Origin of the sequence: Vibrio antiquarius, from assembly GCF_000024825.1 — a bacterium.
GTDB lineage: Bacteria > Pseudomonadota > Gammaproteobacteria > Enterobacterales > Vibrionaceae > Vibrio > Vibrio diabolicus.
In genome coordinates this window covers 844714-869216 of sequence record NC_013456.1, presented here as the reverse complement: position 1 = coordinate 869216, position 24503 = coordinate 844714, and the positions used below count along the sequence as shown (strand labels likewise).

17 protein-coding genes are annotated in these 24503 nt (G+C 45.5%); 2 read left to right on the top strand and 15 right to left on the bottom strand.

Annotation, left to right across the window (positions count from 1 at the left end):
* Positions 1–88 precede the first annotated feature (88 nt).
* Positions 89–1354 carry an NRAMP family divalent metal transporter gene (locus VEA_RS04100; RefSeq protein ID WP_006742348.1) on the top strand — a complete coding sequence of 422 codons (1266 nt, stop codon included), beginning with the start codon at positions 89–91 and terminating at the stop codon, positions 1352–1354.
* Positions 1355–1463: 109 nt separating this feature from the next.
* On the opposite strand, the gene rapA is transcribed toward VEA_RS04100, so the two are convergent.
* Positions 1464–4373 carry an RNA polymerase-associated protein RapA gene (rapA, locus tag VEA_RS04095; protein WP_006742347.1) on the bottom strand — a complete coding sequence of 970 codons (2910 nt, stop codon included), beginning with the start codon at positions 4371–4373 and terminating at the stop codon, positions 1464–1466.
* A gap of 560 nt (positions 4374–4933) precedes the next feature.
* On the opposite strand from rapA, the gene VEA_RS04090 reads away from it, so the two are divergent.
* On the top strand, positions 4934–6310 hold the full coding sequence (locus VEA_RS04090; protein WP_006742346.1) for a PhoH family protein: 1377 nt from the start codon (positions 4934–4936) through the stop codon (positions 6308–6310).
* Positions 6311–6377: 67 nt separating this feature from the next.
* Here the strand turns inward: VEA_RS04090 and tldD are convergent, their stop codons facing one another.
* From tldD to VEA_RS04020, 14 genes are all read right to left on the bottom strand, one after another.
* Positions 6378–7823 carry a metalloprotease TldD gene (gene tldD, locus VEA_RS04085; RefSeq protein ID WP_006742345.1) on the bottom strand — a complete coding sequence of 482 codons (1446 nt, stop codon included), beginning with the start codon at positions 7821–7823 and terminating at the stop codon, positions 6378–6380.
* An 11-nt stretch (positions 7824–7834) separates the two neighbouring features.
* Positions 7835–8656 (bottom strand): carbon-nitrogen hydrolase family protein, encoded by an 822-nt coding sequence (locus VEA_RS04080; protein WP_006742344.1) that lies wholly within the window; start codon positions 8654–8656, stop codon positions 7835–7837.
* 33 nt (positions 8657–8689) lie between these two features.
* Entirely contained in the window at positions 8690–12595 is a 3906-nt protein-coding gene (locus tag VEA_RS04075) for a YhdP family protein (protein ID WP_006742343.1), read from the bottom strand.
* Between the two features lie 12 nt (positions 12596–12607).
* Entirely contained in the window at positions 12608–14077 is a 1470-nt protein-coding gene (gene rng / locus VEA_RS04070) for a ribonuclease G (protein ID WP_005381138.1), read from the bottom strand.
* Between the two features lie 18 nt (positions 14078–14095).
* Positions 14096–14665: a Maf family protein gene (locus VEA_RS04065; RefSeq protein ID WP_012841381.1), complete on the bottom strand. Its 570-nt coding sequence runs from the start codon at positions 14663–14665 to the stop codon at positions 14096–14098.
* Between the two features lie 4 nt (positions 14666–14669).
* Entirely contained in the window at positions 14670–15158 is a 489-nt protein-coding gene (gene mreD, locus VEA_RS04060) for a rod shape-determining protein MreD (protein ID WP_012841380.1), read from the bottom strand.
* Complete coding sequence (mreC, locus tag VEA_RS04055) at positions 15148–16047, bottom strand: rod shape-determining protein MreC (RefSeq protein WP_006742342.1); 900 nt, start codon at positions 16045–16047, stop codon at positions 15148–15150. Before mreC ends, mreD begins: the two co-directional genes overlap by 11 nt.
* 150 nt (positions 16048–16197) lie before the next feature.
* Complete coding sequence (locus tag VEA_RS04050) at positions 16198–17241, bottom strand: rod shape-determining protein (protein WP_005381144.1); 1044 nt, start codon at positions 17239–17241, stop codon at positions 16198–16200.
* Positions 17242–17392: 151 nt separating this feature from the next.
* Positions 17393–21919 carry a DUF6701 domain-containing protein gene (locus VEA_RS04045; RefSeq protein ID WP_012841379.1) on the bottom strand — a complete coding sequence of 1509 codons (4527 nt, stop codon included), beginning with the start codon at positions 21917–21919 and terminating at the stop codon, positions 17393–17395.
* Between the two features lie 4 nt (positions 21920–21923).
* Positions 21924–22352: an MSHA biogenesis protein MshP gene (locus tag VEA_RS04040; protein ID WP_012841378.1), complete on the bottom strand. Its 429-nt coding sequence runs from the start codon at positions 22350–22352 to the stop codon at positions 21924–21926.
* Positions 22342–23103 (bottom strand): PilW family protein, encoded by a 762-nt coding sequence (locus VEA_RS04035; protein ID WP_006742339.1) that lies wholly within the window; start codon positions 23101–23103, stop codon positions 22342–22344. Before VEA_RS04035 ends, VEA_RS04040 begins: the two co-directional genes overlap by 11 nt.
* Positions 23103–23666 (bottom strand): type IV pilus modification PilV family protein, encoded by a 564-nt coding sequence (locus tag VEA_RS04030; protein ID WP_012841377.1) that lies wholly within the window; start codon positions 23664–23666, stop codon positions 23103–23105. Before VEA_RS04030 ends, VEA_RS04035 begins: the two co-directional genes overlap by 1 nt.
* Positions 23663–24124 (bottom strand): type II secretion system protein, encoded by a 462-nt coding sequence (locus VEA_RS04025; RefSeq protein WP_012841376.1) that lies wholly within the window; start codon positions 24122–24124, stop codon positions 23663–23665. Before VEA_RS04025 ends, VEA_RS04030 begins: the two co-directional genes overlap by 4 nt.
* Before the next feature lie 109 nt (positions 24125–24233).
* Positions 24234–24458, bottom strand: a complete 225-nt coding sequence (locus VEA_RS04020) for a type II secretion system protein (RefSeq protein ID WP_012841374.1) — start codon at positions 24456–24458, stop codon at positions 24234–24236.
* Between the last annotated feature and the right edge of the window lie 45 nt (positions 24459–24503).

Genomic DNA, 24503 nt, shown 5'->3' with positions numbered 1-24503 from the left:
GCGCAGTATAGGGCGAGCGCTCAGCTTGTCATGTACTGCGGTATGTATCTCTTTAGAAAGATACATAAGATAAAAAGGACAATAAGCAATGGACTCCGCCGTTATAGATAAATCCCAATCCAAACTTTCCTTATTTTTTCGTTCGCTAGGCCCCGGCATATTAATGGCATCTGCTGCGGTGGGTGGCTCTCACCTCGTCGCCTCAACCAAAGCTGGTGCGATTTATGGCTGGCAATTGGCGGCGCTGATTCTGCTCGTAAACCTGTTTAAATACCCTTTTTTCCGAGCGGGCGTACAGTACACCATGGGGACAGGGCTCACCTTGGTTGAGGGCTACGCGAAATTAGGTCGGTCTTATCTATGGCTATTTCTATTTCTGAGCGTGGTCTCAGCCGTCATCAATACCGCCGCTTTGTTGATGTTTAGCGCTAGCTTGCTGGGCTACTTCATTCCGTTTTCACTATCAATGGCATCACTCAGTATCATTGTGATTGTCACCTGCCTGATCATATTATTTGCGGGCCATTACAAAGCGCTCGATACGTTATCTAAGGTGATCATGTCGGTGTTAACCATCGCGACTTTACTTGCCGTTTCTATCGCTTTTGGTAACCCTGTTGAGCAAGTGACCAACTTCGATCCACCGTCACCTTGGTCTATTGCGGCAATTGGCTTTATCGTCGTAACAATGGGGTGGATGCCTGCACCGATAGAGATCTCCTGCTTGACCTCTGCGTGGTTAAAACGCCAATCAAGCCAGCAAGAAGTAACATACCGCTCTGCTCTATTTGACTTTAATGTCGGTTATATTGGCACGGCTTTTCTTGCCATTATCTTTGTATCGTTAGGTTCTTTGATGCTCTATGGTTCTGGCGTTGCACTTGAAAACTCAGGCGTTGGCTTCTCCCACCAATTGGTTGGCTTATATGCGGCAACAATTGGCGAATGGTCTCGTTACTTAATCGCGGTAATTGCGTTTTTCTGTATCTTTGGCAGCACGATTACCGTTATTGATGGCTACTCACGCGTTATTTCTGACTCTCAACGCCTACTGCGCTCGCAACCAGACACTAACCCTAAAACCACTTCAGCGATCATGCTGGTAGTCTCCTTACTTGCATTAGGTATTGTGGTTTTCTGGGCTTCTGCGTTATTGCCTATGCTGAACTTTGCGATGATCCTCGCCTTTATGACCACGCCATTCTTTGCTCTGCTAAATTACACATTAGTGAGCAAAACCGAGTTACCTGAACCTTTGGCTGTTGGACCTAAATTGAAGTGGTTGTCGATTGCAGGTTTGATTTACTTGTTTGGCTTCTTGGCTGTATTTATCTGGTGGAAGTGGTTGATGTAAATTACTTAGCTATCAGTGATTAATGCATTCCGCATAAAGAAACTAAACCGCAAATAAAGAAAAAGGTCTTCAACTGAAGACCTTTTTTTAATGAACAATAAATGCTTACTTAGTTGTGGCTCACCACAATCAAACGTAGCGAGTCGAGCTGCACTTGAGCTTGGTTGATGTAACCAGTGAGCTCCTTAATTTGTGCATCAATGGCTTCAATTTCTTCATCACGAATATTTGGGTTTACCGCTTTCAGTGCTTGCAAACGCTCAAGTTCTGCATTCAAGCTATGCTGCATATCTTGATGAGCTTGCTTGCGTACTTCCTCAACCTTCGCTTCGATAAGATTGTCCCCCGCTTCAATTAAGCGGTGTACGTCTTTCTGTACCGACGTGACCAACTTGCTGCCTAAGTGACGGTTTACAGGGCTGAGCTGGCGGTTAAAGCTTTCAAATTCCACTTGAGCAGACAAATCATTACCACGCGAGTCCATCATCAAACGGATTGGCGTTTTCGGTAAGAAGCGCGCGATACCACTGCGTTTTGGCGCTTGCGCATCTACCGCGTAAATCAACTCAAGAAGAATGGTCCCAACTGGTAACGCTTTGTTTTTCAGTAGAGATACCGCAGACGTCCCCACCCCTTCACTCATCAGAAGATCGATACCCCCCTGGATCATTGGATGCTCCCAACTGATAAAGTGCATATCTTCACGAGATAAAGCCGTATCACGATCAAACGTGATCGTCGCTCCTTCGTATGGCAGACCTGGGTAGCTTGGTACCATCATGTGCTCAGATGGGGTCACAATCAGTGCGTTTTCACCTTTATCGTCTTGGTTCAAGCCAATCGTATCAAAAAGAGAAAGTGCGAAGGTGACCAGATTGGTATCACCGTCGGTTGATTCAATTTTCTCAACGATTTGTTGTGCCTTTTCTCCGCCATTTGAATGCATTTCTAATAGGCGATCACGGCCTTGCTCCAATTGGGATTTCAGCTCTTTATTCATTTTTGCTGACGCTTCAATGATCTCATCTAGCGTGCTGGTGTCACCAGAAGCAAGGATTTCAATCAAGTCATCAGAATACTTATCGTAAACGGCACGGCCTGTTGGGCAAGTTTCTGCAAAAGCGTTTAAACCTTCATCAAACCAGCGAGCAAGAATGGCTTGCGAGGTACCTTTCAGGTAAGGAATATGAATGTCGATGTCACGGTTTTGGCCGATACGGTCCAAACGACCAATACGTTGCTCAAGCAAGTCAGGGTTGAACGGCAAGTCAAACATGACTAATTGGTTGGCAAACTGGAAGTTACGGCCTTCAGAGCCGATTTCACTACAGATAAGAACCTGTGCACCACCTTCTTCTTGCGCAAAGTAAGCGGCTGCTTTGTCACGCTCAAGAATCGACATACCTTCATGGAAGACGGTCGCACGAATGCCTTCACGCTCACGCAGTGCTTGCTCCAATTGCAGAGCCGTACTTGCACGAGAGGCAATCACCAGAATTTTCTCGCTGCGCTTCTCCTTTACCTTTTCAAGTAACCAATTCACGCGCGAGTCAAACTGCCACCAGCTTGCGTCATCGCCTTCAAATTCTTGGAAAATTTCTTCCGGGTAAAGGTTCTTCATCGCACGTGCTTCAGAACTCATCTTACCGCCGATCATCCCAGCAACACGCATTGACGTGGTGTATTGCGGTGGAATATCCATTGGCATCAGATGCACGTTACGCGCAGGGAAACCTTTGATAGCCGCACGTGTGTTACGGAACAGAACACGTCCCGTACCGTGACGATCCATCAAGTTGTCGATCAACTCTTGGCGCGCTGACGCTTTAGCTTCTTCGTCCGCTTCACTTTCGATAATGCGGAAAAGTGGTTCTACGTCTTGTTCAGACAGCAACTCAGTGATCTGGTTTTTCGCTTCATCAGGCAGTTTTTCACCAGAGAAGAGTGAAGTAATCGCATCCGCTACAGGCGCGTATTGTTCTTCTTCCTCGACGAACGCTTCGTAATCGTAGAAACGGTCAGGATCCAGCAAACGCAGACGAGCAAAGTGGCTCTCACGACCAAGCTGTTCTGGCGTTGCCGTCAATAGCAGTACGCCCGGAGTGCGTTCAGCTAAACCTTCTACCACTTGATATTCACGGCTCGGTTTATCTTGGCTCCACTCAAGGTGATGCGCTTCATCGACAACTAATAGGTCCCATTCGCCTTCCAGTGCTTGTTCAAAACGCTTGCGGCTCTTGCGTAGGAAGTCCAAAGAACACAGCACATATTGCTGAGTATCAAATGGGTTTTCTGCATCCGCAAAAGCTTCGATACAGCGCTCTTCATCAAAGATAGAGAAATGCAGATTGAAACGACGCATCATCTCAACCAGCCATTGATGCTGCAGTGTTTCAGGCACCACAATCAAAATGCGTTCGGCACGACCAGACAGAACTTGTTGGTGGATGATCATGCCCGCTTCGATGGTTTTACCCAAACCCACTTCATCCGCCAGTAATACGCGTGGCGCGTGGCGACGGCCAACTTCGTGCGCGATGTAAAGCTGATGAGGGATCAAACCTGCACGCATACCACATAGGCCACGCATTGGGCTCTTATGCTGCTCAAACTGGTTGGTTAGCGCACGGTAACGCAGAACAAAGTTGTCCATACGGTCGATTTGACCGGCGTACAACTTATCTTGAGGTTTGTTAAAACGAATTTGGTTGCTCAGAAAAATCTCACGCAGAACAACGGCGGTTTCTTGCGTGTCTTCACGAGTACCGAAATAGGTGTATAGGCCTTCATCTTCCAGTACTTCTTCAACTTTTAGAGACCAACCTTCTTGGCAGTCGATGACATCACCAACGTTAAAAGTGACTCGGGTAACAGGTGCATCGTTACGTGCGTAAACTCGGTTTTCCTCTGACGCTGCAAACATCAATGTCACAGTACGAGCATCCATTGCTACAACGGTACCTAAACCTAAATCGCTTTCCGTATCGCTAATCCAGCGCTGCCCCAAAGCAAATGTCATGAATTGACTACCTCGTTATTAGTTCTTGATTCGTGTTTCTTGTTGGTCTACTCATGCCCGTAGGCATGGATAATAGTTTAGATCTGATTCTGGCTTCTGCTATGCCGATAGCATTCGTCATTCCAGTATGAACTGAGTATTTTTAAGCCAGCTCAACATGATAAATCGGACGTAGCCTATACGCAGAAAAAGGTCGCTAATCTTACTTGAAGCTGTGATTTAGGTCACGCCGAAACCGCATCAAGCGGAAACTTTTTTTCCCAAACTATAAATGCAATCAAATTGTAAAATACTCATGCCAATTATTAAGTTGTAGAACGTAAATATTACGTATACTTCTAGTGAGGGGCGTTTAAAACCATTGCATATGATTTAAGCGCGTTAGTACACGATTAGGATCAACACGGGTTTGCAGTAAGTTGTCTTGCTACTCGGTTGCACACTAACCGACATCAGCCCGACAACCTCTATTGCAAGCAATCAGAGTTAGGCCGCTTCACACCTATTTGAGAACGACCTAACCACTCGCATGCAGAGCCGTATTACGGCAAGGAGACGCTATGGGCGATACCGATCGGAAACTGTTTGTACTTGATACCAACATTCTTCTTCATGAACCCTTTGCCATCTTCTCTTTCCAAGAACACGATGTCGTTATCCCCATGACCGTGTTGGAAGAACTCGACCGAATCAAAGACAGCAAACGCGATGTCGCAAGAGACGCTCGCGTGGCTATTCGCGCTTTGGAAGATTTGTTTAAAGAAGCAACGCCCGATGAAATTTCTGAAGGTATTCCTGTTTCTAAAGACAGCCCCGACCAAGGCACCATTTCCATTTTGGCGGATTTTGAACTGCAGGAAACCGTCAAAGCCTTCGCCGACAAAGCCGGTGACAACCGCATACTCAATGCGGTGCTTTATCTGCAAAACAAACGAGCACCGCGTGAAGTGGTACTGATCACGAAAGACATTAACATGCGTCTGCGCGCCAAAGGCGCTGGCGTACGCTTTGTTGAAGACTACCGAACCGATCAACTGATTGACGACATTCAATACCTCACCAAAGGCTTTCAACTGCGTGAGGGGGACTTCTGGAGTGATATTGAGGAAGTAGAAAGTTATGCGCTGGGCGGAAAAACCTATCACAAGCTCAGTCGTGAGCCTTTTGAACCAACCTTTATTAACCAATATGTGATTGATGAAGACAGCGACTTTGCTGGCCGCGTAGAAACCATCAATGAAGACAAATTAACGCTACTCGACCTGAGCCGCGAACGCATGATGCACCGTAAGGCTTGGGACATCACACCAAAAAACATCTACCAAGGAATGGCGTTGGATGCCTTACTTGACCCGGATATTGACCTGGTGATTTTAACCGGTGCCGCTGGTAGTGGTAAAACGCTATTAGCCATGGCAGCAGCACTGGAGCAAACCATTGAAAAAGGCATGTTCGATAAAATTATCGTGACGCGTAACACGCCAGATATCGGTGAATCCATCGGCTTCCTACCCGGCTCAGAAGAGGAGAAGATGATGCCGTGGTTAGCGGCGGTGACCGATACCTTGGAAGCGTTACATAAACACGATCACTGCACTGAAGGCTCATTGAAGTACATCTGCGATAAAGCCAATATTCAGTTTAAATCGATCAACTTTATGCGTGGCCGTTCGATTCAAAATGCGTTTGTGCTGCTTGATGAGTGTCAAAACCTCACCGCTTCACAAATCAAAACCATCATCACCCGCTGCGGCGAAGGAACCAAAATCGTCTGCTCCGGTAACTTGGCGCAGATTGACTCCCATTACCTCACCCCTGTGACCTCAGGTTTGACCTACATGGTTGAACGCTTCAAGAACTTTGAAGGCAGCGCGAATATTCACCTTAACGGCGTGGTTCGTAGCCGCTTGGCAGAGTTTGCCGAAGAGAACCTGTAGTCGACATCGACTCACAAAAACAAAAGAGCGCTCTAATGAGCGCTCTTGTTATAACGATTCGAATGAGTTACTCAGTGCCACCCACCGTCAGTGAGTCCAGCTTCAAGGTCGGCTGACCAACACCAACAGGTACACTTTGACCTGCTTTACCACATACGCCAACGCCCTTGTCGATACTTAGGTCGTTACCGACCATAGACACTTGCTGCATTGCTTCGATACCTGAGCCAATCAACGTCGCACCTTTAACAGGGCGCGTAATTTTACCGTTTTCAATCAAGTATGCTTCGGATGCAGAGAACACAAACTTACCCGAAGTAATGTCCACCTGGCCGCCACCAAAGTTTGGCGCATACAACCCTTTCTCGACCGTCGAGATAATTTCTTCTGGCGTATGTTCACCTGGAAGCATGTAGGTGTTGGTCATACGAGGCATTGGCAAATGTGCATACGACTCACGACGACCGTTACCTGTTGGGTTCACACCCATTAACCGCGCGTTTAGCTTGTCTTGCATGTAACCTTTCAGCACACCATTTTCGATAAGCGTGTTGTACTGGCCGTTTACCCCTTCATCATCCACATTCAGTGAACCACGAAGGTCTTTTAACGTGCCGTCATCGACGATGGTACACAGTGAAGACGTCACTTGTTGACCCATTTTTCCAGAGAACACTGACGACTCTTTGCGGTTAAAGTCACCTTCTAGGCCATGACCTACCGCCTCATGTAGCAATACGCCTGGCCAACCTGAGCCCAATACCACTGGCATCATGCCTGCTGGTGCGGCTTCTGCTTCAAGGTTTACCAACGCCATGCGAATCGCTTCATCTGCATAATGGAAAGCTTGTTTCACACCATTGCTTTCCGTTAAAAAGAAATCGTAACCGAAACGGCCACCGCCACCAGCGCTACCGCGTTCACGTCGTTCACCTTTTTGAGCGAGCACGCTAATAGACAAACGTACCAAAGGACGAATATCGCCTGCATAAGTACCGTCTGTTGCCGCAACAAGCATCTGCTCATGCACACCGCTGATGCTGATCGAGACTTCTTTAATCAATGGTTCTTTAGTGCGGATGTAAGCATCTAGAGACTTGAGTAATTCTGTTTTTTGCTGCTTTTCCCATTCAGCTAGTGGATTCACAGCCGCGTAATACGCTTGGTTTTCGGTGCGTTTAAACGCTTGAACTTTGCCATTTTGCCCTTGCTGAGCAATACCGCGCGCCGCCATTGCACTCTGCTTCAGACCTTCAGGCTGGATTTGATCAGAGTAGGCAAAGCCGGTTTTTTCACCAGTTACCGCACGGACACCAACACCACAATCAATGTTAAAAGAGCCATCTTTGATGATGCTGTCTTCTAGAACCAGAGACTCATGCCAGCTGGACTGAAAGTAAATGTCCGCATAATCGATCTGGCGTGTCGCAATGCTGGCAAGCGTGTCAGCAATGTCTTGTTCTGTCAGACCATTTGGGGCAAGGAGTGCCTGTTCTATTTGGTTTGTGCTCATAGTTAGCTCTTTTATTTCCGTCTCAATTCATTTTGAAAGCGACTGTGTTGAGTCAGCGGCATATTCTGCCTTACTTGTTGGCTTTGTGACAAATCTATCTCTGTCACCAATAAGCCTACTTCATCCTGAAGCTGTTTATGAATACGTCCCCAAGGGTCAACGACCATTGAGTGTCCCCATGTTTTTCGTCCACATGGATGCGTTCCAGTTTGTCCGCTCGCCAAAATCCAACATTGTGTCTCAATCGCTCTAGCTCGCAATAATACTTCCCAGTGAGCTTGCCCCGTCACAGCGGTAAACGCAGCAGGCACCACAATGATATCCGCGCCTTCTTGGCGTAATACTTTATAAAGCTCAGGAAAACGAAGATCGTAACAAATGCTCAATCCAACGCTGCCGATATCGGTTTCCGCCACGACTATTTGATTACCCGCCATAAACGTATCCGACTCACGATAACTACCATAACCATCGGCTACGTCGACATCAAACATATGCAGTTTGTCATAGTGAGCCATGCATTTACCGTGCGGCGGCAATACAAGCGTTGTGGTCGTGACACCTTTTGCGGTTTGAATGGGCATGCTTCCGACAATCAGTGTTAACTGGTTCTTTCTTGCGATTTCAGAGAGCCGCTGTTGAATCACGCCACTCCCAAGTGGCTCTGCATGTTGATGGTACGCTTCGCGGTTGGCAAACAGCACCGTATTTTCAGGGGTAAGGACAAGCTTGGCACCTTGCTTACTCGCCAAAGCACACTGTTTTTCAATAAAGTCCAGATTCGCGGTGATATCTGGACCCGATGTCATTTGAATAATGCCAACACGTTCCATGTGTTTCCTCCTTATTCCATTTTAATCGGTGAGTTATTTGGCCTGTTCACGCAGCTTTTCTGGCAGTTTGTATTCACCTTTACTTCGCGAAATTTCTTTCACCGTTGGTGAATCTAGTGGGCCTTTCACTTCATAATTGACTTGAGTGAAGACCTCAACCACCGGAGAAATAACTGTTGAGATGGCTAAAACATACAACGCGGTTTGTGGCGCTACTGCAAACGCGGTCAGCATTGGTAGGCCTGATGTGATGTCTGGGGTGAACTTCACTTCCGCATCGACCATTCTGCTGTTCATATTGGCGATGCCGCGGATCTGCATTTCCCCTGCTAACGCATCCATCACGATATCGTTGGTGATAAATACGCCATCTTGGATTTTGCCCGTGCCTGTGATCGAGTTAAACGCCATGCCTTTGTCGAATACGTCGGTAAAGTCGAGCTGCATCTTACGGATGATAGAATCCAAACTGAACAAGCCTAACAAGCGTGCCGCACCACTGACTTCACTGATCACGCCTTTACCAAATTCCGTTGAGACATTCCCTTGCAAGGTTTGTGTCTTCATCGACCAAGGCGCGCCGTCCCATTCCATATTGGCATTGATCTCAAATGGTGCCTGCTGAATACCCGATGTGATACCAAAGCGCTCCATAAGATCAGTGTTGTTATCACCTTTCATTTTCATGGTTAAGTTGGAATGGCTATTCTCTTTTGTCAGATCCCACCAACCGCTCATATCAATGCGGTTTTTGCCGCTGCTAAAGGTGATATTTTTCCACTCCAAACGGTTCTCGCGACGCTGCAAATCAACATTCACCTTCCCCACTTTGTAACCTTGCAACCAAAAATCATCGATGTTCAAAGTTAAGTTTGGCATCTCAGCGTGAAACTGGCGGTCAAAATTGGTAATCAAAGGCGCGTTTTGGTCTTCACTGGCAAAGAGCGAGCTGCGCTCTTTGGTCATCTCTTCAAACCCTGGAATATACAGGTGCAAGTGCTCCAAAGAGACCGATAAGTCATACGGCTTCAGATAGTTAGCCTTACCTTTAACCTCTTGACTGTCCACATCGAGTTGCCAGCTCAAATTCTTTTTGCTTGCGGAGAAGTCCACATCATGAAACTCAATCCCACCAAGCTGCAAGTTAGGCGTTTCAACATCAATCCGTGTAGGCAATGGAATACTCGGCGTCTTCATGCTTGCCAAAACAGACGATGACGGCTTGCTTTCTGAGCCCTGAACCAGCTCTGCCCACTGGTCTAAATTAAGCTCACCGACACGCACTGATGCATCGTGTCCGACAATAGGGCTGATCCTGAAACCACCTTTGCCGACCATTAAATGAGTCGCCGTCAGAACAGGTACATCGCCAGTTATATCTATCTCGGTTTGATACTTAACATTTGGTATCTGTAGTCTTGCTGAAATACTTTCTTGGTTGCCGGATGCCTGTAGTTTTGCTTGCCCGGACTCGCCAACTTGTTTCGCTAGCGGATAGGGATATTGACTCGCTAAACGATTTAGCTGCGCCAACACATCAAGTTGATAGGTGAAGCCTACATCATTAAGTTGTAAGTCAATGTCCATTTGCCACGGCGCATGCCCAGAAACAAGCTTTAGCCAACGCTCGCCAACATAAGGTTTGAGAGGCTCAACGTCCCAATCCCCTAATGTGTTAATCGTCACATTGTAGCCCTGTTCCGCACTCTCATTGTAGCCCTGTTCCGCACTCTCACCACGAAAATCGAGGGAGATAGGCTGGGTAAGCAACTCTGCAGACAAACCCGATGTGGTGACCACATCATTATCGAAGTGGATACGCCCTGTGGCTTTCTCCAGCGTCATTGGCGGCGCTTCAATATCGACACGGTTTTCTGTTAAATCGGCATAACCCCAAGCACGGGACTCTTTTTCAAAATCAAACGGAATGTTGAGCTGGAACTCAGAGTAAACCGGACCACTCACTTGCAGCGCCGTCAACGCTGCCCCGACCGAGTCCACCAATGGCGTCGCCATCATGTAGTCACGAACTTCATTGCCCGGCGCGCTCGCTTTGGCTTCAATCTCAATGTGTCCACCTTCCGCCAACTCAGGAATTCGCCCGGTAATACGCTTTGCATGGACACCATTTAACGTGGCGGACTTTGAATCCAAATACATGGCATCATTTTCAAACAGCAAGTCCAGCTGCAGATCCGTGATGGTTGGCCACGCCGTATCAAAGCTAAATTTAGCGTCTTTTAAACCGACCCACGCCTGAAACATGCCATTATGATCTTTATAAGGAAAATCCCCTAACTCGCCATACCACAGCAGCTTAGCCGTATTAACTTTACCACCTTGAATCGCAGTCGATAGGTAATCCGTTAAGTCTTGTCCGAGTGCCAGAGTCGGCAGGTAACGCCATGTTTCACCTGCGTTATAGAGATCTGCTTCAGCATAAAACGATAAAAATGGGCTTTGTTCTTTTGGAAAATCAAGACGGAATGCACCTAGTACTTGAAGATCCGGTGTCGCAGCCGTCACTTTATCAGACCACAAGCGCCAGCCGCTCTCATCTTGCTGCCAGATAATATCGACTTCACCTTGTTTGATATTCAGCGGAGCTTGAAATACATCACCGTACGGAAATACATCATCAATGACGGTTACTTTCGCTTTTGCCTGATCTAAATTACCAGATACACTGCCCTGTACATGATGGAATCCTGGTAGCAGTTCCCATTGCGTCATCGCGAGTTCATCCAGTTCCGCGGAGTAGCGTAACGTGTCTAAACCACCGTTCATGGACAAGCGAACATCTTCAACTCGGCCTTTCGGTGCCAACTTGTTGATAAGGTCACTGGTCGATTCTGACTCTGGAGCCAATTTGATGAGCGGAATAAGTGCTTCGATATCGAGTTGAGAAAGGTTGAGCGTCCAACCATTCGGTTGCCAATCAAACGCTGCGTCTAATTCCGGCCAAGGGGTGTTGTCGGTTCGGATCCGAAGTGAGTGACCATTTACTTTCCAACCTTGTTTATCTGGTCGAAGATTGAAAATACCTGACTCGATAAACAGCTCATGACGACCGTTTTCATTCCACACCAGCTCAGAAGGTAATAGTTCAACATACGCATCATTCGGTTGGCTGTGTTTCAGCGTCAGCCAAGTGTTTAAACTGACCTTACCCGACTCAGCACCCGACTCTTCTTGCATGTAAGTGGTTAACCAAGGCGTCACTGAGACATCTTGGGCACTCACGTAAAACTCACCAGACACATCACGCAGCGAACCATGGTCTTTAAAGTTAGCGCTCACTAACAATGAATTCAGACGAACATCGGCAATGTTCACGGTGCCTTCTGCTAAGTGGTGCTTGCCTTGGTTGCTCCAACGGAGCTGCTCGATATCTAAACGGCGAGTCTCACCAGATACCGATTTATACCAAATCCGTGAGTCGGTAATGGTGAAGTCTTCAAACTGACGTAAAAGAAGTGAGTCGAGTTGGTCGATGAGCTTCACTTCGCTCTTGTCCACACTCGGTTCCTGCTCTTGACGACTAGAGGTCGGCAGAATGTCTACGGTGTGAATATCCAGAGCGAGGTTATGGATGGTGAGGTCTGCGACCACCGGTTTGAGTTGCAAAAGAGATTGAATGAGATCGAATTCAATTTGGATTTCTTCAACGGCAAAGCGTGCATCCTGAATATTCGGCAGGTTCGCTTCTAAACCGAGTAGCGCGATGGAGGGGTGATTATTGCGCCACGTCCCTGCGACGTTGGCGATAGAAAAGTCAAAACCTGTGTCCTGCTTGACCCAGGTTTTGATCTCATCTTGGAAGTGGTTAAGTTGTGGCAATGTGACGCGCAGTGTGGTTACTAATATGGCCAATAACACCAGTACAGTAACTAAACTCCACGCACAAAAACGCCCAAAACGGTTAACACCAGAATTCACAAATGTTCCAAATTACATCATTACGACGTCAAACTGTTCCTGAATGTACAGGGGCTCAGCCTGAACTCGCACTTGCTTGCCAATAAATACTTCGAGCTCAGCCAATGCATGAGACTCATCACCCAACAGCGCTTCAGCGACAAACGGCGATGCGTACACAACAAAATTATCGGCGTCGTAAGCACGGTTTACACGAGTAATCTCGCGTAATATCTCAAAGCACACGGTTTCAACCGTTTTCACACTGCCACGGCCCTCACAAGTAGGACAGCCAGAACACAAGATATGTTCAATACTTTCTCGTGTGCGCTTACGCGTCATCTCGACTAAGCCGAGCTGAGTAAAGCCGTTGATGTTGGTTTTTACTCGATCTTTAGCCAGTGCGGTTTCCAATGAGGTGAGCACTCGCTGACGGTGCTCTTCAGACGCCATATCGATAAAGTCGATAATGATGATGCCGCCGAGATTGCGCAAACGCAGCTGACGAGCAATAGCTTGCGTTGCCTCAATGTTGGTATTAAAGATGGTCTCTTCAAGATTACGACGACCAACAAATGCACCAGTGTTGATGTCGATAGTTGTCATAGCTTCAGTTTGATCAATGATCAAATAGCCACCCGACTTTAGCTCAACCTTGCGCTCTAAGGAGCGCTGAATTTCATTCTCGGTGTCGTACATGTCAAAGATTGGCTTGTCACCTTCGTAAAGCTCAAGCTTGTCTGTTAACTCAGGTACATACTCAGAAGTGAATTCTTTCAGGTTTTCATATTCGAGGCGGGAGTCGACCATGATTTTATCTAGCTCTGTGCCGACAAAATCACGTAGAATGCGCTGGGCTAAACCAAGTTCACCGTAAAGCGTTGAACGTGTTTTGTATTTTGAACGACGCTCCATGACTTTTAGCCACAAGCGCTTAAGAAATGCCGCGTCTTGAGAAAGCTCTTTTTCATCTGCGCCTTCCGCTGCGGTACGAATGATAAAACCACCGTGCTCATCACAGTAATGATTCACCACTTTTTTCAGACGCTCGCGCTCTTTCTCACTCTCAATACGCTGCGAAACACCGACATGACTGGCCCCCGGCATAAAAACAAGATAACGCGAAGGTAAGGTGATATCCGTCGTTAAACGCGCGCCTTTCGTACCGAGCGGATCTTTGACCACTTGTACAACAATGTCTTGCCCCTGACGTACCAGCTCAGAGATATCACGGACTTGAAACTGCTGTTTTTCGTTCTCTGCCACACATTCGGTATGCGGGACAATATCTGACGCATGTAAAAACGCCGCTTTATCTAAACCGATATCGACGAAAGCCGCTTGCATACCTGGCAGTACTCGGCTGACTTTGCCTTTGTATATATTGCCCACAATGCCACGACGCGATTCGCGCTCGATATGTATTTCTTGTAGTACTCCACCTTCAATCATGGCCACACGAGTTTCACTCGGGGTCACGTTAAGCAGCAATTCTGCACTCATGTGCACACCTCAAAACAATTATAAAAATTCTTGAATTAGCTGATCGGTTTCGAACAAAGGTAAGCCTACTACAGCGTGATAACTGCCTTCGATTCGGGTGACAAATCGCCCTCCGAGTCCCTGAATACCATAACTTCCAGCTTTATCGCATGGCTCTCCTGACTGCCAATATTGTTCGATTTCTTCGTGAGTCAGTGGTTTGAACCACACGTCAGTGGTGACGACCACTGAATGTTGTTGTTCCGATGATACGACGCTCACCGCAGTCATCACTTGATGACGACGACCGGATAAGTCAGTAAGCATACGCTTTGAATCTTCAAAACTTTTTGGTTTTTCTAGCACACGGTCATCGCATACTACGACCGTGTCAGAGCCCAATACAACGGAATCAGGCTTAGCTAATGCTAAGCCTGCCTGAGCTTTTTCCAAAGAAAGACGCAGCACGTACTCTCGTGCCTGCTCATGAGCCTGTTTAGCTTCCTCAATATCAGGCAATACGATCTCAAAGTCATAACCTAGTTGAGCAAGCAGCTCTTTTCTTCTCGGAGAACCCGAAGCGAGAACGAGAGATAAGCTTTTCTTCACCGCTTTACCTTACGTGCCATGCACGACGAACTCGTCGCATTAATAAAAACATCCATGGCCAAAGTATACAGTTTATTGCTGCCGTCCACAGAGATAATGGATTAAATACTACGTCCTGGTTCAAATATTCCCCACAGAATATCAAAACTTCCAATAACGCAGTAAAAAAGGCAATTAAAATCGACTGTTGCCACAATGCCATGTTACGAATCAATAGGAAATTCAACGCCACCAGATAGATGACAATCGACATCATCATGCCGCGAATTCCAAGCGTTGAGCCGATCAAGATATCCCATAATAAGCCCAGCACTAGCGCGGTTCCAACGTTCACTCGGTGCGGCAGTGCCAACACCCAATAACACGTGACAAGGAACAACCATGATGGACGTAAAACATCTAACACACCTGGCCACGGAATGGTTTGCAATACCAGCGCAACGAAGAAACTGACACCAATCACCATTCGGCTACTCACTACATTATTGGCCATCAGTTACCTCTTGTTCTTCTTGCTCTAACCCTTCATCCACATTGGATCGCAGCACTTTGTGTTGACGATCTTCATTCGGCCAAATCAGCAGTAGGTAACGTAAGCGATCAAACTCTACAACTGGCTCAGCCTTGATTGACGCAAATTCTTGGCGCGTATCGTGATCCACATTGGTAACCGTCGCGACTGGGTACCCTTCTGGGTAAATCCCACCTAGGCCGGATGTCACCAATAGATCGCCAACCTGAATATCAGTACTGGTTGGAATGTGCTCCAGTTGGATTTCATCCATTTCACCATTGCCCGACGCGATCACTCGAATATCGTTACGGATCACTTGGACAGGAATCGCATTTTTCGCATCCGTTAGCAACAGAACACGTGCGTTGTGCGCTGCGACAAACGTGACTTGACCAACAATGCCTTTTTCGTTGATCACTGGCTGTCCGACGTACACACCGTCTATTTGTCCTTTATCAATCACCACTTGATGACGATAAGGTGAGGTATCAACCGCCATCACTTCTGTTACGACTTTCTTTTCATCCCGGACAAATGAAGAGCCTAACAACTTGCGTAGACGTTGGTTTTCTTCTTTATATTGTTCGAGCAAGATCAGCTCGCTTTTCAGGCGTAGCACTTCTCGCTTTAAGTTGCGATTGCCTTCAACTAATGCCTGACGAGTATTAAAACGTTCAAATACGCCATCGAACATGCTGCGAGGCAAATTGGCTGCGTATTGAATGGGCGCAACCATACTGTTCAATAAGTATCGGACGTTGGAAAACGTATCTAGACGACTATCAGCCAGCATTAAGCTCGCCGACACGATGACAGCAAAAAACAGACGTAATTGCAGAGACGGACCTCTGCCAAAAATCGGTTTCATCTTGTTTTTGACCTGATTGCTTCCATGATTATTGAGCCTTACTTGGCAACCTAAAAATACTTAAATAAATACTTTTAGGTATGGAGCATGTTTGAATTACAGAGAGAGCAGAAATGAAGGTGAAGCCCGACATGAGCTTCACCTAAACCTTTATTCTTCAGAGAACAGATCGCCACCGTGCATGTCGATCATTTCTAGTGCTTTACCGCCACCACGCGCAACACACGTTAGTGGGTCTTCCGCGATAACCACAGGGATACCGGTTTCTTCCATTAATAGTCGATCGAGATCTTTCAGTAGCGCACCGCCACCGGTTAGAACCATACCATTTTCAGAAATGTCTGAAGCAAGCTCCGGTGGACACTGTTCTAGTGCAACCATGACTGCTGATACAATGCCAGATAACGGCTCTTGAAGCGCTTCTAAGATCTCGTTTGAGTTCAAGCTAAAGCTGCGTGGTACACCCTCTGCAAGGTTACGACCGCGAACTTCAATCTCTTGAACTTCATCACCAGGGTAAGCAGAACCGATTTCGTGTTTGATCTTTTCAGCCGTGGCTTCACCAATCAAGCTGCCGTAGTTACGACGTACGTAGTTAATTACCGCTTCATCAAAGCGGTCACCACCGATACGTACAGACGATGAGTAAACCACACCGTTTAGAGAGATAACGGCAACTTCAGTTGTACCACCACCGATATCTACCACCATTGAACCAGTCGGCTCAGACACGCGCAGGCCTGCACCAATTGCTGCCGCCATTGGCTCGTCGATTAGGTAAACTTCACGCGCGCCAGCACCGAGAGCTGATTCACGAATTGCGCGACGCTCAACTTGGGTAGAACCACAAGGAACACAAACAAGAACACGTGGGCTTGGCTTTAGGATGCTGTTGTCATGCACTTGTTTGATAAAGTGCTGAAGCATTTTTTCGGTTACGTAGAAATCAGCGATTACGCCGTCTTTCATTGGGCGGATAGCGGAAATGTTGCCAGGTGTACGACCAAGCATCTGTTTTGCTGCGTGACCGACTGCAGCAACGCTTTTTGCAGAACCTACACGATCTTGACGAATAGCAACTACAGAAGGTTCATCAAGGACAATTCCTTGCCCTTTTACGTAAATTAGAGTGTTGGCTGTACCTAAATCGATAGATAGATCGTTAGAAAACATGCCACGAAGTTTCTTAAACATACTCTTCGCTCATCCTGCAAAAATATAGAAGACAAAAATTGCTCTAAATGTACCAATGCCTCGCTGTCACAGCAAGGTATTGGTACACAAACATGAGCAGAAAGCCTCAATTTCTTGCAGTTTCCTAACTTAAGGGCAAAAACCTAAGTTGTTACTGTCCGGTTAACCCAGGCTCACCACGGTAAATCACACGGTCATTACCACGGTGAATACCGAAGGTGACGACGGTGGATGGGTTTTCTTCGGAGCCATCATTGTCCCAATCATATTTGAGCCAAGGTAAGCCATTTTCAGAGTCATCAAGATCTAACCAAACTTGTGATTGCTGTCGAACTTCATTATCACAACCTTGTACAGCGGTTAAACGCTCTCTATTTGCATTTGGTAATATGCCCCCGGTAACTTTAGCACTGGATGTTTCACTGTCTGCTGAATCAAGAACTTGAATATTGATATCACAGGCAGTAACACCATCTGGACTGCTCCAAATCAGTTTATCATCGCCTTGTTCTACAGCAGAAACGGCCGTTCGGTTGTCCTCAGAATTGACAACAAATCGGTTCTTATTCCAGTACTCAACTTTAAGAGGAATGCTGAGTGTATCCCCTTGTCTTCCGCCAATATCATCTAAAACCATACGCCCATACCTAACATCAGGTTGAGATAACAGTTGTTGCTCTACGGTACGAGATTGTTTGCCATCATTACCTTCTGTCAGAAATAGAGTTGGGTCAATATGTGCTGTCTTCGTACTCGCTGTCTTATTAAGAGACAACGCAATTGATGACTCAGTAGAACTATCTGTTGATACTTTGGAGTTAAATGGACCATCTAAATTAGCAGCTTTGCTCCAATCAACAGAATTAACCCAGGTTTTACTCCAAATCGCACCAGACCAGTTTTTACTCGTTAGATCAGAGTCCAAGATACTCAGTCGGTCAGAAAAGCTTCCAGCTAAATACAAGTCTGCTTTCAAAGAATCGGCAAAACTACCATAGTTCTGCGTAGCATACCCATCAGCGTTATATGCGGTGACTTCAAACTTAACTGACGCAAAGTTTTGCCCCATATAAACAGAGTCATTCTGATTATCAGGATAAGTCCACTCGGTTCCTGTTACTTTAAAATAATCAGGATAGAAGCGACCAATTGTTGACTTGCCATCTGCAATTTTAAAAGCTTTGCTGCCAAGATACAGAGATGTCCCAATATCATCGCCATTTTCATCTTTAGCAACTGGTGCCTCAGCAATAAGCTCGAAAACACCGACTTCTGAAACCGATTGGTCAAACTTCACATTACCGCCAGACCATTTACTTGATTCTGGTAATCTCTCATTCAGAAGTTTGGCTAATGAACCATTAGACGGGTACTTCACTTTATTACTAACCGTAATAGTCTTCTCTTGATAGTTCTCAGCAACTGAACCGTCATCCTGCAGCGCAGAAATAGTTAGTTCAAAAACTTCACCAGCAGCAACAAACCCCGAAGAACAGCCATTTTCACTGTTGGTGCACTCTCCGCTCTTATCACCACTCTTTGCAGTCACTTTCAGTTTTGAAGGAAAACTAACGAAGCTGCCGAATCCATCCGAGTCATCAACGCCTTCAACACTGGCTTTAAGTTTGACCTTTCCAGCTTCAGCGTATCTCAACTTAAAGAATGCCTTGCCTTCATCATCAAAATAAACATTAGGCAGGTATTTATTAGCCTTGGTTAGCTCGACATCTGAACTCCATTCCACAGCCTGATCTTTCACTTTTTTCTTGTAAGAAATCACGACAGGTTGAGAGCTATCGACCGGTGCCACTTCATAATCAATCGACATATTAACACCGCGAGATTCACCGCCGTCTTCTGTTCGAGTTGAGCAAAACGATAGGTAATCCTCACCCGTAGTTTCGCGACTAGCAACTACATCATTAACATTCACCGCGAGCACATTTGAAGCGAAGGTTACATTACAGTTGTTAGCAGATAGTGGACCGCCATTAATTCGACATCGCGCCCCTTCAAAGCCAAACTGTGGTACGGAACTTTGGTCGATACCTAAAGTAACATCGCCAGCTCTTGAACCTTGCAGCTCAAGCTGAGTTTCATTCTCAAACTGTACATTTGTACCGCCAACCCAGTTGGCAACATTATTGCCAACAGATGGAAGTAAAGTGACAGAGAGAGGCGTTAAGCTGCCATCATCGTATGCATCTCTAGGATATTGCTCAGAACAACTTTCATTCATACAAGCTCTAAGTGTCACATCAGAAGCCTGACACGTACTGCCCGAGCCAGAGTAGTCAAACTCGAAATGATGAATACCATCTGTTAATCGCGAGTACTTGTCCGCACAGACTTGGAAGTTATCCACTTCATGAAAGTTCGTTGCAGCACCTGTTGATGCCGTTACTGACAAACGGAAGTTTGTTGGAGCTTGGCTAAAGTGCCCTTCTGTTCGCACATCAAAATCTGAAATAACAGTATTCCATTCTCCACCATTAATACTTCTTTCAACTTTCAACATCATATGCTGACCATCTCTTGAATTCAGAGTGATCTTATAGCGATGTAAATCGTGATGGTTGTCGATGGAGCTCGAAAACTGCGTGCCATCAACATATGCGTATCCTTTTAACCATTTTCCTTGGTTATCTTGAGCACCCGACCCACGAATACCTACACTATCTGGTCTACCATTTCGATTTGAGATAGTTTCTCCACCTTCGCGATAGAAATTGCCGTACTCATCAATGCCTATACCCAGCCAACCACCAGCAAATCCTTCAACATCACTACTAACCTCACCACCATGGTTTTTCTTTAGTTTCATCCCATAGCCAAGAGGGCCTCCAAAAGCACCCGTTTTAGGCGGTACGTTCGCATCAGAGATAACTAAAGCAATGCCATCACCGCCACCACGATTAATACCGTATGCATAATGCTCAAACTCGATTTCAAGATAGTTTTGATCCGAAGGGAAAATGTAGTTATAAGCAGATGCTGTAGCTTGACGCGTTCTATCATCATTCAGACGGAACTTGCCACCGTGAATTTTAGGGTCAACACTGTCACCAAACCCCATAACAGACCAGTTGGTTAGTACGCTGCCATTGTCAAACGTCTCTTTGGGTAGATAAGTACACTGTTGAGGCTCTGGTGGAACCCAACAGGATTCTGGGTATTTTGGTTTCTCAATTTTTGTTGAGCCACGCATATCAAGTCTGAGACTCGTAATTGCCCCATAAATATGCTCGCTAGTATCAAGCATAATGCTTTTAGCTAGAACAAATCCTTTGAACACCTGACCAGAGTCGGTTTTGAAATGTACGCTGGCTTCTGGACCATAAATAATTGGCAAAACAAGGTCATCTTTAAAAGTACGATAATCAAAATGGGCATCCTCTAATTTAAAGTCTGCAGATGTCACAGGGCCAACAGGCTGATTCGTTCCCACAACATTGAAGATTACGTCACTACCAAAAATCAATTTCGGATCAGAGCCAGTATTTCTAAACGTCTTCACCGTCAGCTTGGCGTCATCACTAAAATACAGGGAGAGGTTATTACCAGCATCATAGGCAAAGCTTTTAATTTCCCTAGTACCATCAATTTGAAGCTCAACACTTTTTTCTGAACCATATCCGTTAATGTCGAGAGAGTTCAAATCGCTTTTCAGTCGAATAACGACTTTGTCGGTCAGGTTGCTGTACTCACATAGAGTCGAATTAGAAGAACAAACCTTACCGTAATAGTTTGAATCCGTATCTTGTGTACGAATAATTAGGTCTTGAGATGAGTCAAATAAAGCGTTAACTGAAGCCGGAGTTTGGGCTTTACGCTTTTCAATTAAACCGTCATTTCCATCAGGCTGGGCATCACCAGGATAACATCCCATCCGATCATCACAGATGGTTGAGCTTGAGTTTTCATATAGCTGCCATGCCCCTTCTCCCTTATCAAAGCCCACTCGTAACGTGTTCCAAGATTGACCATTAGAATTAGAGTACTCATAAATATTCTGTCTATCAGCAATATACTCTGGAGACCACCCCAAAGTGCCTACAGTTGAGTTAGTAACAATTAACTGGCTGACTTCATTTTTCCAACCTTGAATAGGCTCAGGAAAGACTTCACAAACTTGTTCTGGTACAGTAATTTCTGGTTCAGGTGTTGGTGATGGTCCCTCAAGTTCACCACATCGCAGAGTTTTGAGTTCTTCGCCTTTCTCAATCAAAACATCAGCACTATTCGACATTTTAGAGAAAACATTATCGAATACAGTTTCTTGACGTATCAATGAACCACTAGAAGAGCGTAGGTAGTAGTTCAAATCCCCAGTATAACTATTGCCTTGCTTTCTTACGTTGCTGTATTCCAAACGAATAGAGTATAACGTTCTGTTGGAAAGCGAATGTTCGTTAAATATCCCGTCAACATCATCGTCAGCAGACCATAGTGGGTATAAGGAAACGTTGCCTTGACCTTGTTTTTTGAGATAGATCACTTCGTCTTCAATGTCTGAGTCTCGAGACAGCCAGTCGAACCAATCATCATCATAGTAATTGGCTTCGACAAAAAATGGGGCGTCCATTTTAACAGAGCAAGTCTCCGTACCTTCCCATTCATCCGCATAAGACAAATTACTTGAAGACAACAAAGCTAAGGCAAATAGTATTTTTCTCATTATTCTAATCCTTAATCCAAATCTCTTGTCTGCGTTCAACCAAGCTCAATCCAGAACCACACTGGACTGCAGCTTCGATACGATAAAATGTTTGACTATCCAACTTTTTATCGCCCCCGTCACACACAAGCGAAACTAATCGGCAGCTTCCGTAATCAATGCTCTCTGAGCTTGGCGCTTTACCATTGATTTTATTACTGCAATTGCTTCCCACATCTGGGTTTTCATCGTTAAGTGGGTATATTTCAGTGAGCGCCCACTCTGTTGAAGATTGAGCGTAAAACCATGCTTGTGTCCCTAAAAACTCACGAGTCATTGAGTTTTGATTAGACCAGTTAGTCTTTGTGAGCGTTGCACCTAGATATCCCATCACAATAATCACGAACAGGCATACAATAAGTACATTTCCACTGTTTTTCTGTTTATGGGACATTTAACACCTGCACATCTTGTTGGTAGGTACTAACTTCACCATTTTGTTCAAAAGCAAATTTGAGATAAACAATCCCACCAGTCTGTAAACTCACATTCGTGTAATCAAATTGACTTTCATCTGCCACGATATTTTCAACAACAGTGCCATTGCGAGTTAAGTGGTTACTACGCACACCTGTTTTGACAATGCAGTATTCAACTTTGGTTGCTAACTGATATAGATAAATACGATGAGCGATCGAATCGCTAGGTAGAGACGCCGTTAAGCTATAGCGATAAAAGTCGGCATTACCATTGCTATCATCACCATTTAAAGCAAGATCGCTATCAATTAAGTGATTACTCACAGCGCCAGATATCAAATCGTCATAGCGTGTAGGATTAATAACAAAGCGTATCCCGTCGGAAGCTTTTAATGTATTTCCTGAAACGTTTTCCCCAGTGATAAAAAGCAGATCGTTGCTGGTTGGTTCTTGAAAATAATAACCGGAATTTAAAGTTGGAACAAACGACAGGCAGGATTCGTCAACCGTGTTTGTCATTGCAAAACTATTGGGAACGGCGTGTCTAATTTCACGCGCCATTTTTTCTAGCACAAATTGAGCTTGGGTCTGAATTCTTTGTCTTGAACTAGCATCAACATACCCTTTCATCCCAACTTGAACATAACCTGCAACCCCCAGCATGATGATGCTACCAATAACAATGGTCAGCACGAGCTCTATGAGAGTGAAGCCTCTTTGACTCATTAATAATTACCTCTGTAACCAACCAATGAAATCGCTAACGCGGAACCAGCAAATACATCTAGCTTCACTTGTTTCATTTTAGGGACACTTCCTTCGAGCTCTGTCGTTTCTACCGCAACCTCTACACGAAAATTGATATAACTACTGTCTGCACTATTACCTACAACATCTGAGAGTTGGTATTTTTCGCTACCTGACGGACAACTATTCTGAGTATTTTCGGTGTACCAACAACCAATATAATCATCAACGTCATTAAAAGCAGAGGGCGAAGTCTCTCCATCTCTTCCAAGAGGTGAGCAAGCGTCTGCCCCGCTTTCGCCGCAGCGGAGCATGCCACCGTTGTCATCATAATAATGGTCAAAATTACGGGCCAAAATTTGCGACATCATACTATGCCCTAAAGAAATGGCTCGACTTTGATAATGGGAGGTGGAAGCATCTTTAATTTGTGGTATCAATGCTGTCGAAAACATCACCATTGCGATTCCCATTAAGACGATCGCAATAATCATCTCAATAAGCGTCATTCCTCGAGGCGTTTTTTTGCATTTCATCGTCATAAACAGCCACCTTTACTTACGTAGCCTTGCTCATTAATTGTGACCGTACAAGTTTGAGAGCTATTGTTTTCGCTAATAGAGATAGTGACCGAAGAAGGGGTTGGATTTCCTAGAAGATCAAATTTAACCTCTTGAACAGGAGAAAAAGTAACACTGCTGTCTTCGACCCAATCACTACGACTACTGGACTGAGATGAGCAAGAGGCTTTTGAACCGATACAATTGGTTGCTATGGATAGAATAAAATCGTTATTTCCTACCGCACTACTGACATTTGATTGCATGCGATTCACCTGGACTTGGCGAACAACAGAAATGACTTGATCTTGAATTGCTGCGGCAGAAATTCCAGTGCGCATAAATCGACTGGACGCGTAAAGCGATAATATTGAAAGGATGACGATTACCATGATCAGCTCAATGAGAGTAAAACCTGATATCGTTGAGCGCGACTTCATACTTAGGAACCTTCGGCTTACAACAAGCGATTAAATTACAAGCAAAAAAGCATGGTAATTTTGGACTAAAATCACACTTCTTTTACGTAGCAAACAAGATTGCTCTAGGTTAGTTTTTCGATCTATCGATCTCTTCTTCAATTCGATCGTAAGTTTCTTTGTTGCTTAGCGTCTCAGAAACATGCTCAGCGGTTTGCTTGGTTTGCTCCCACTTCGCTTCATAAGTTTCTGGCTCGAAGCTGATAAATCTTGGTAATACCACATAACCGATCACACCTAAGATAATCAGCACAACCACAAACTCGATTGCACTTAGACCCGATGATTTACGCATATGAACTATTCCGAGATTAACCAAAATAAAGAGATAAAGGTCAGA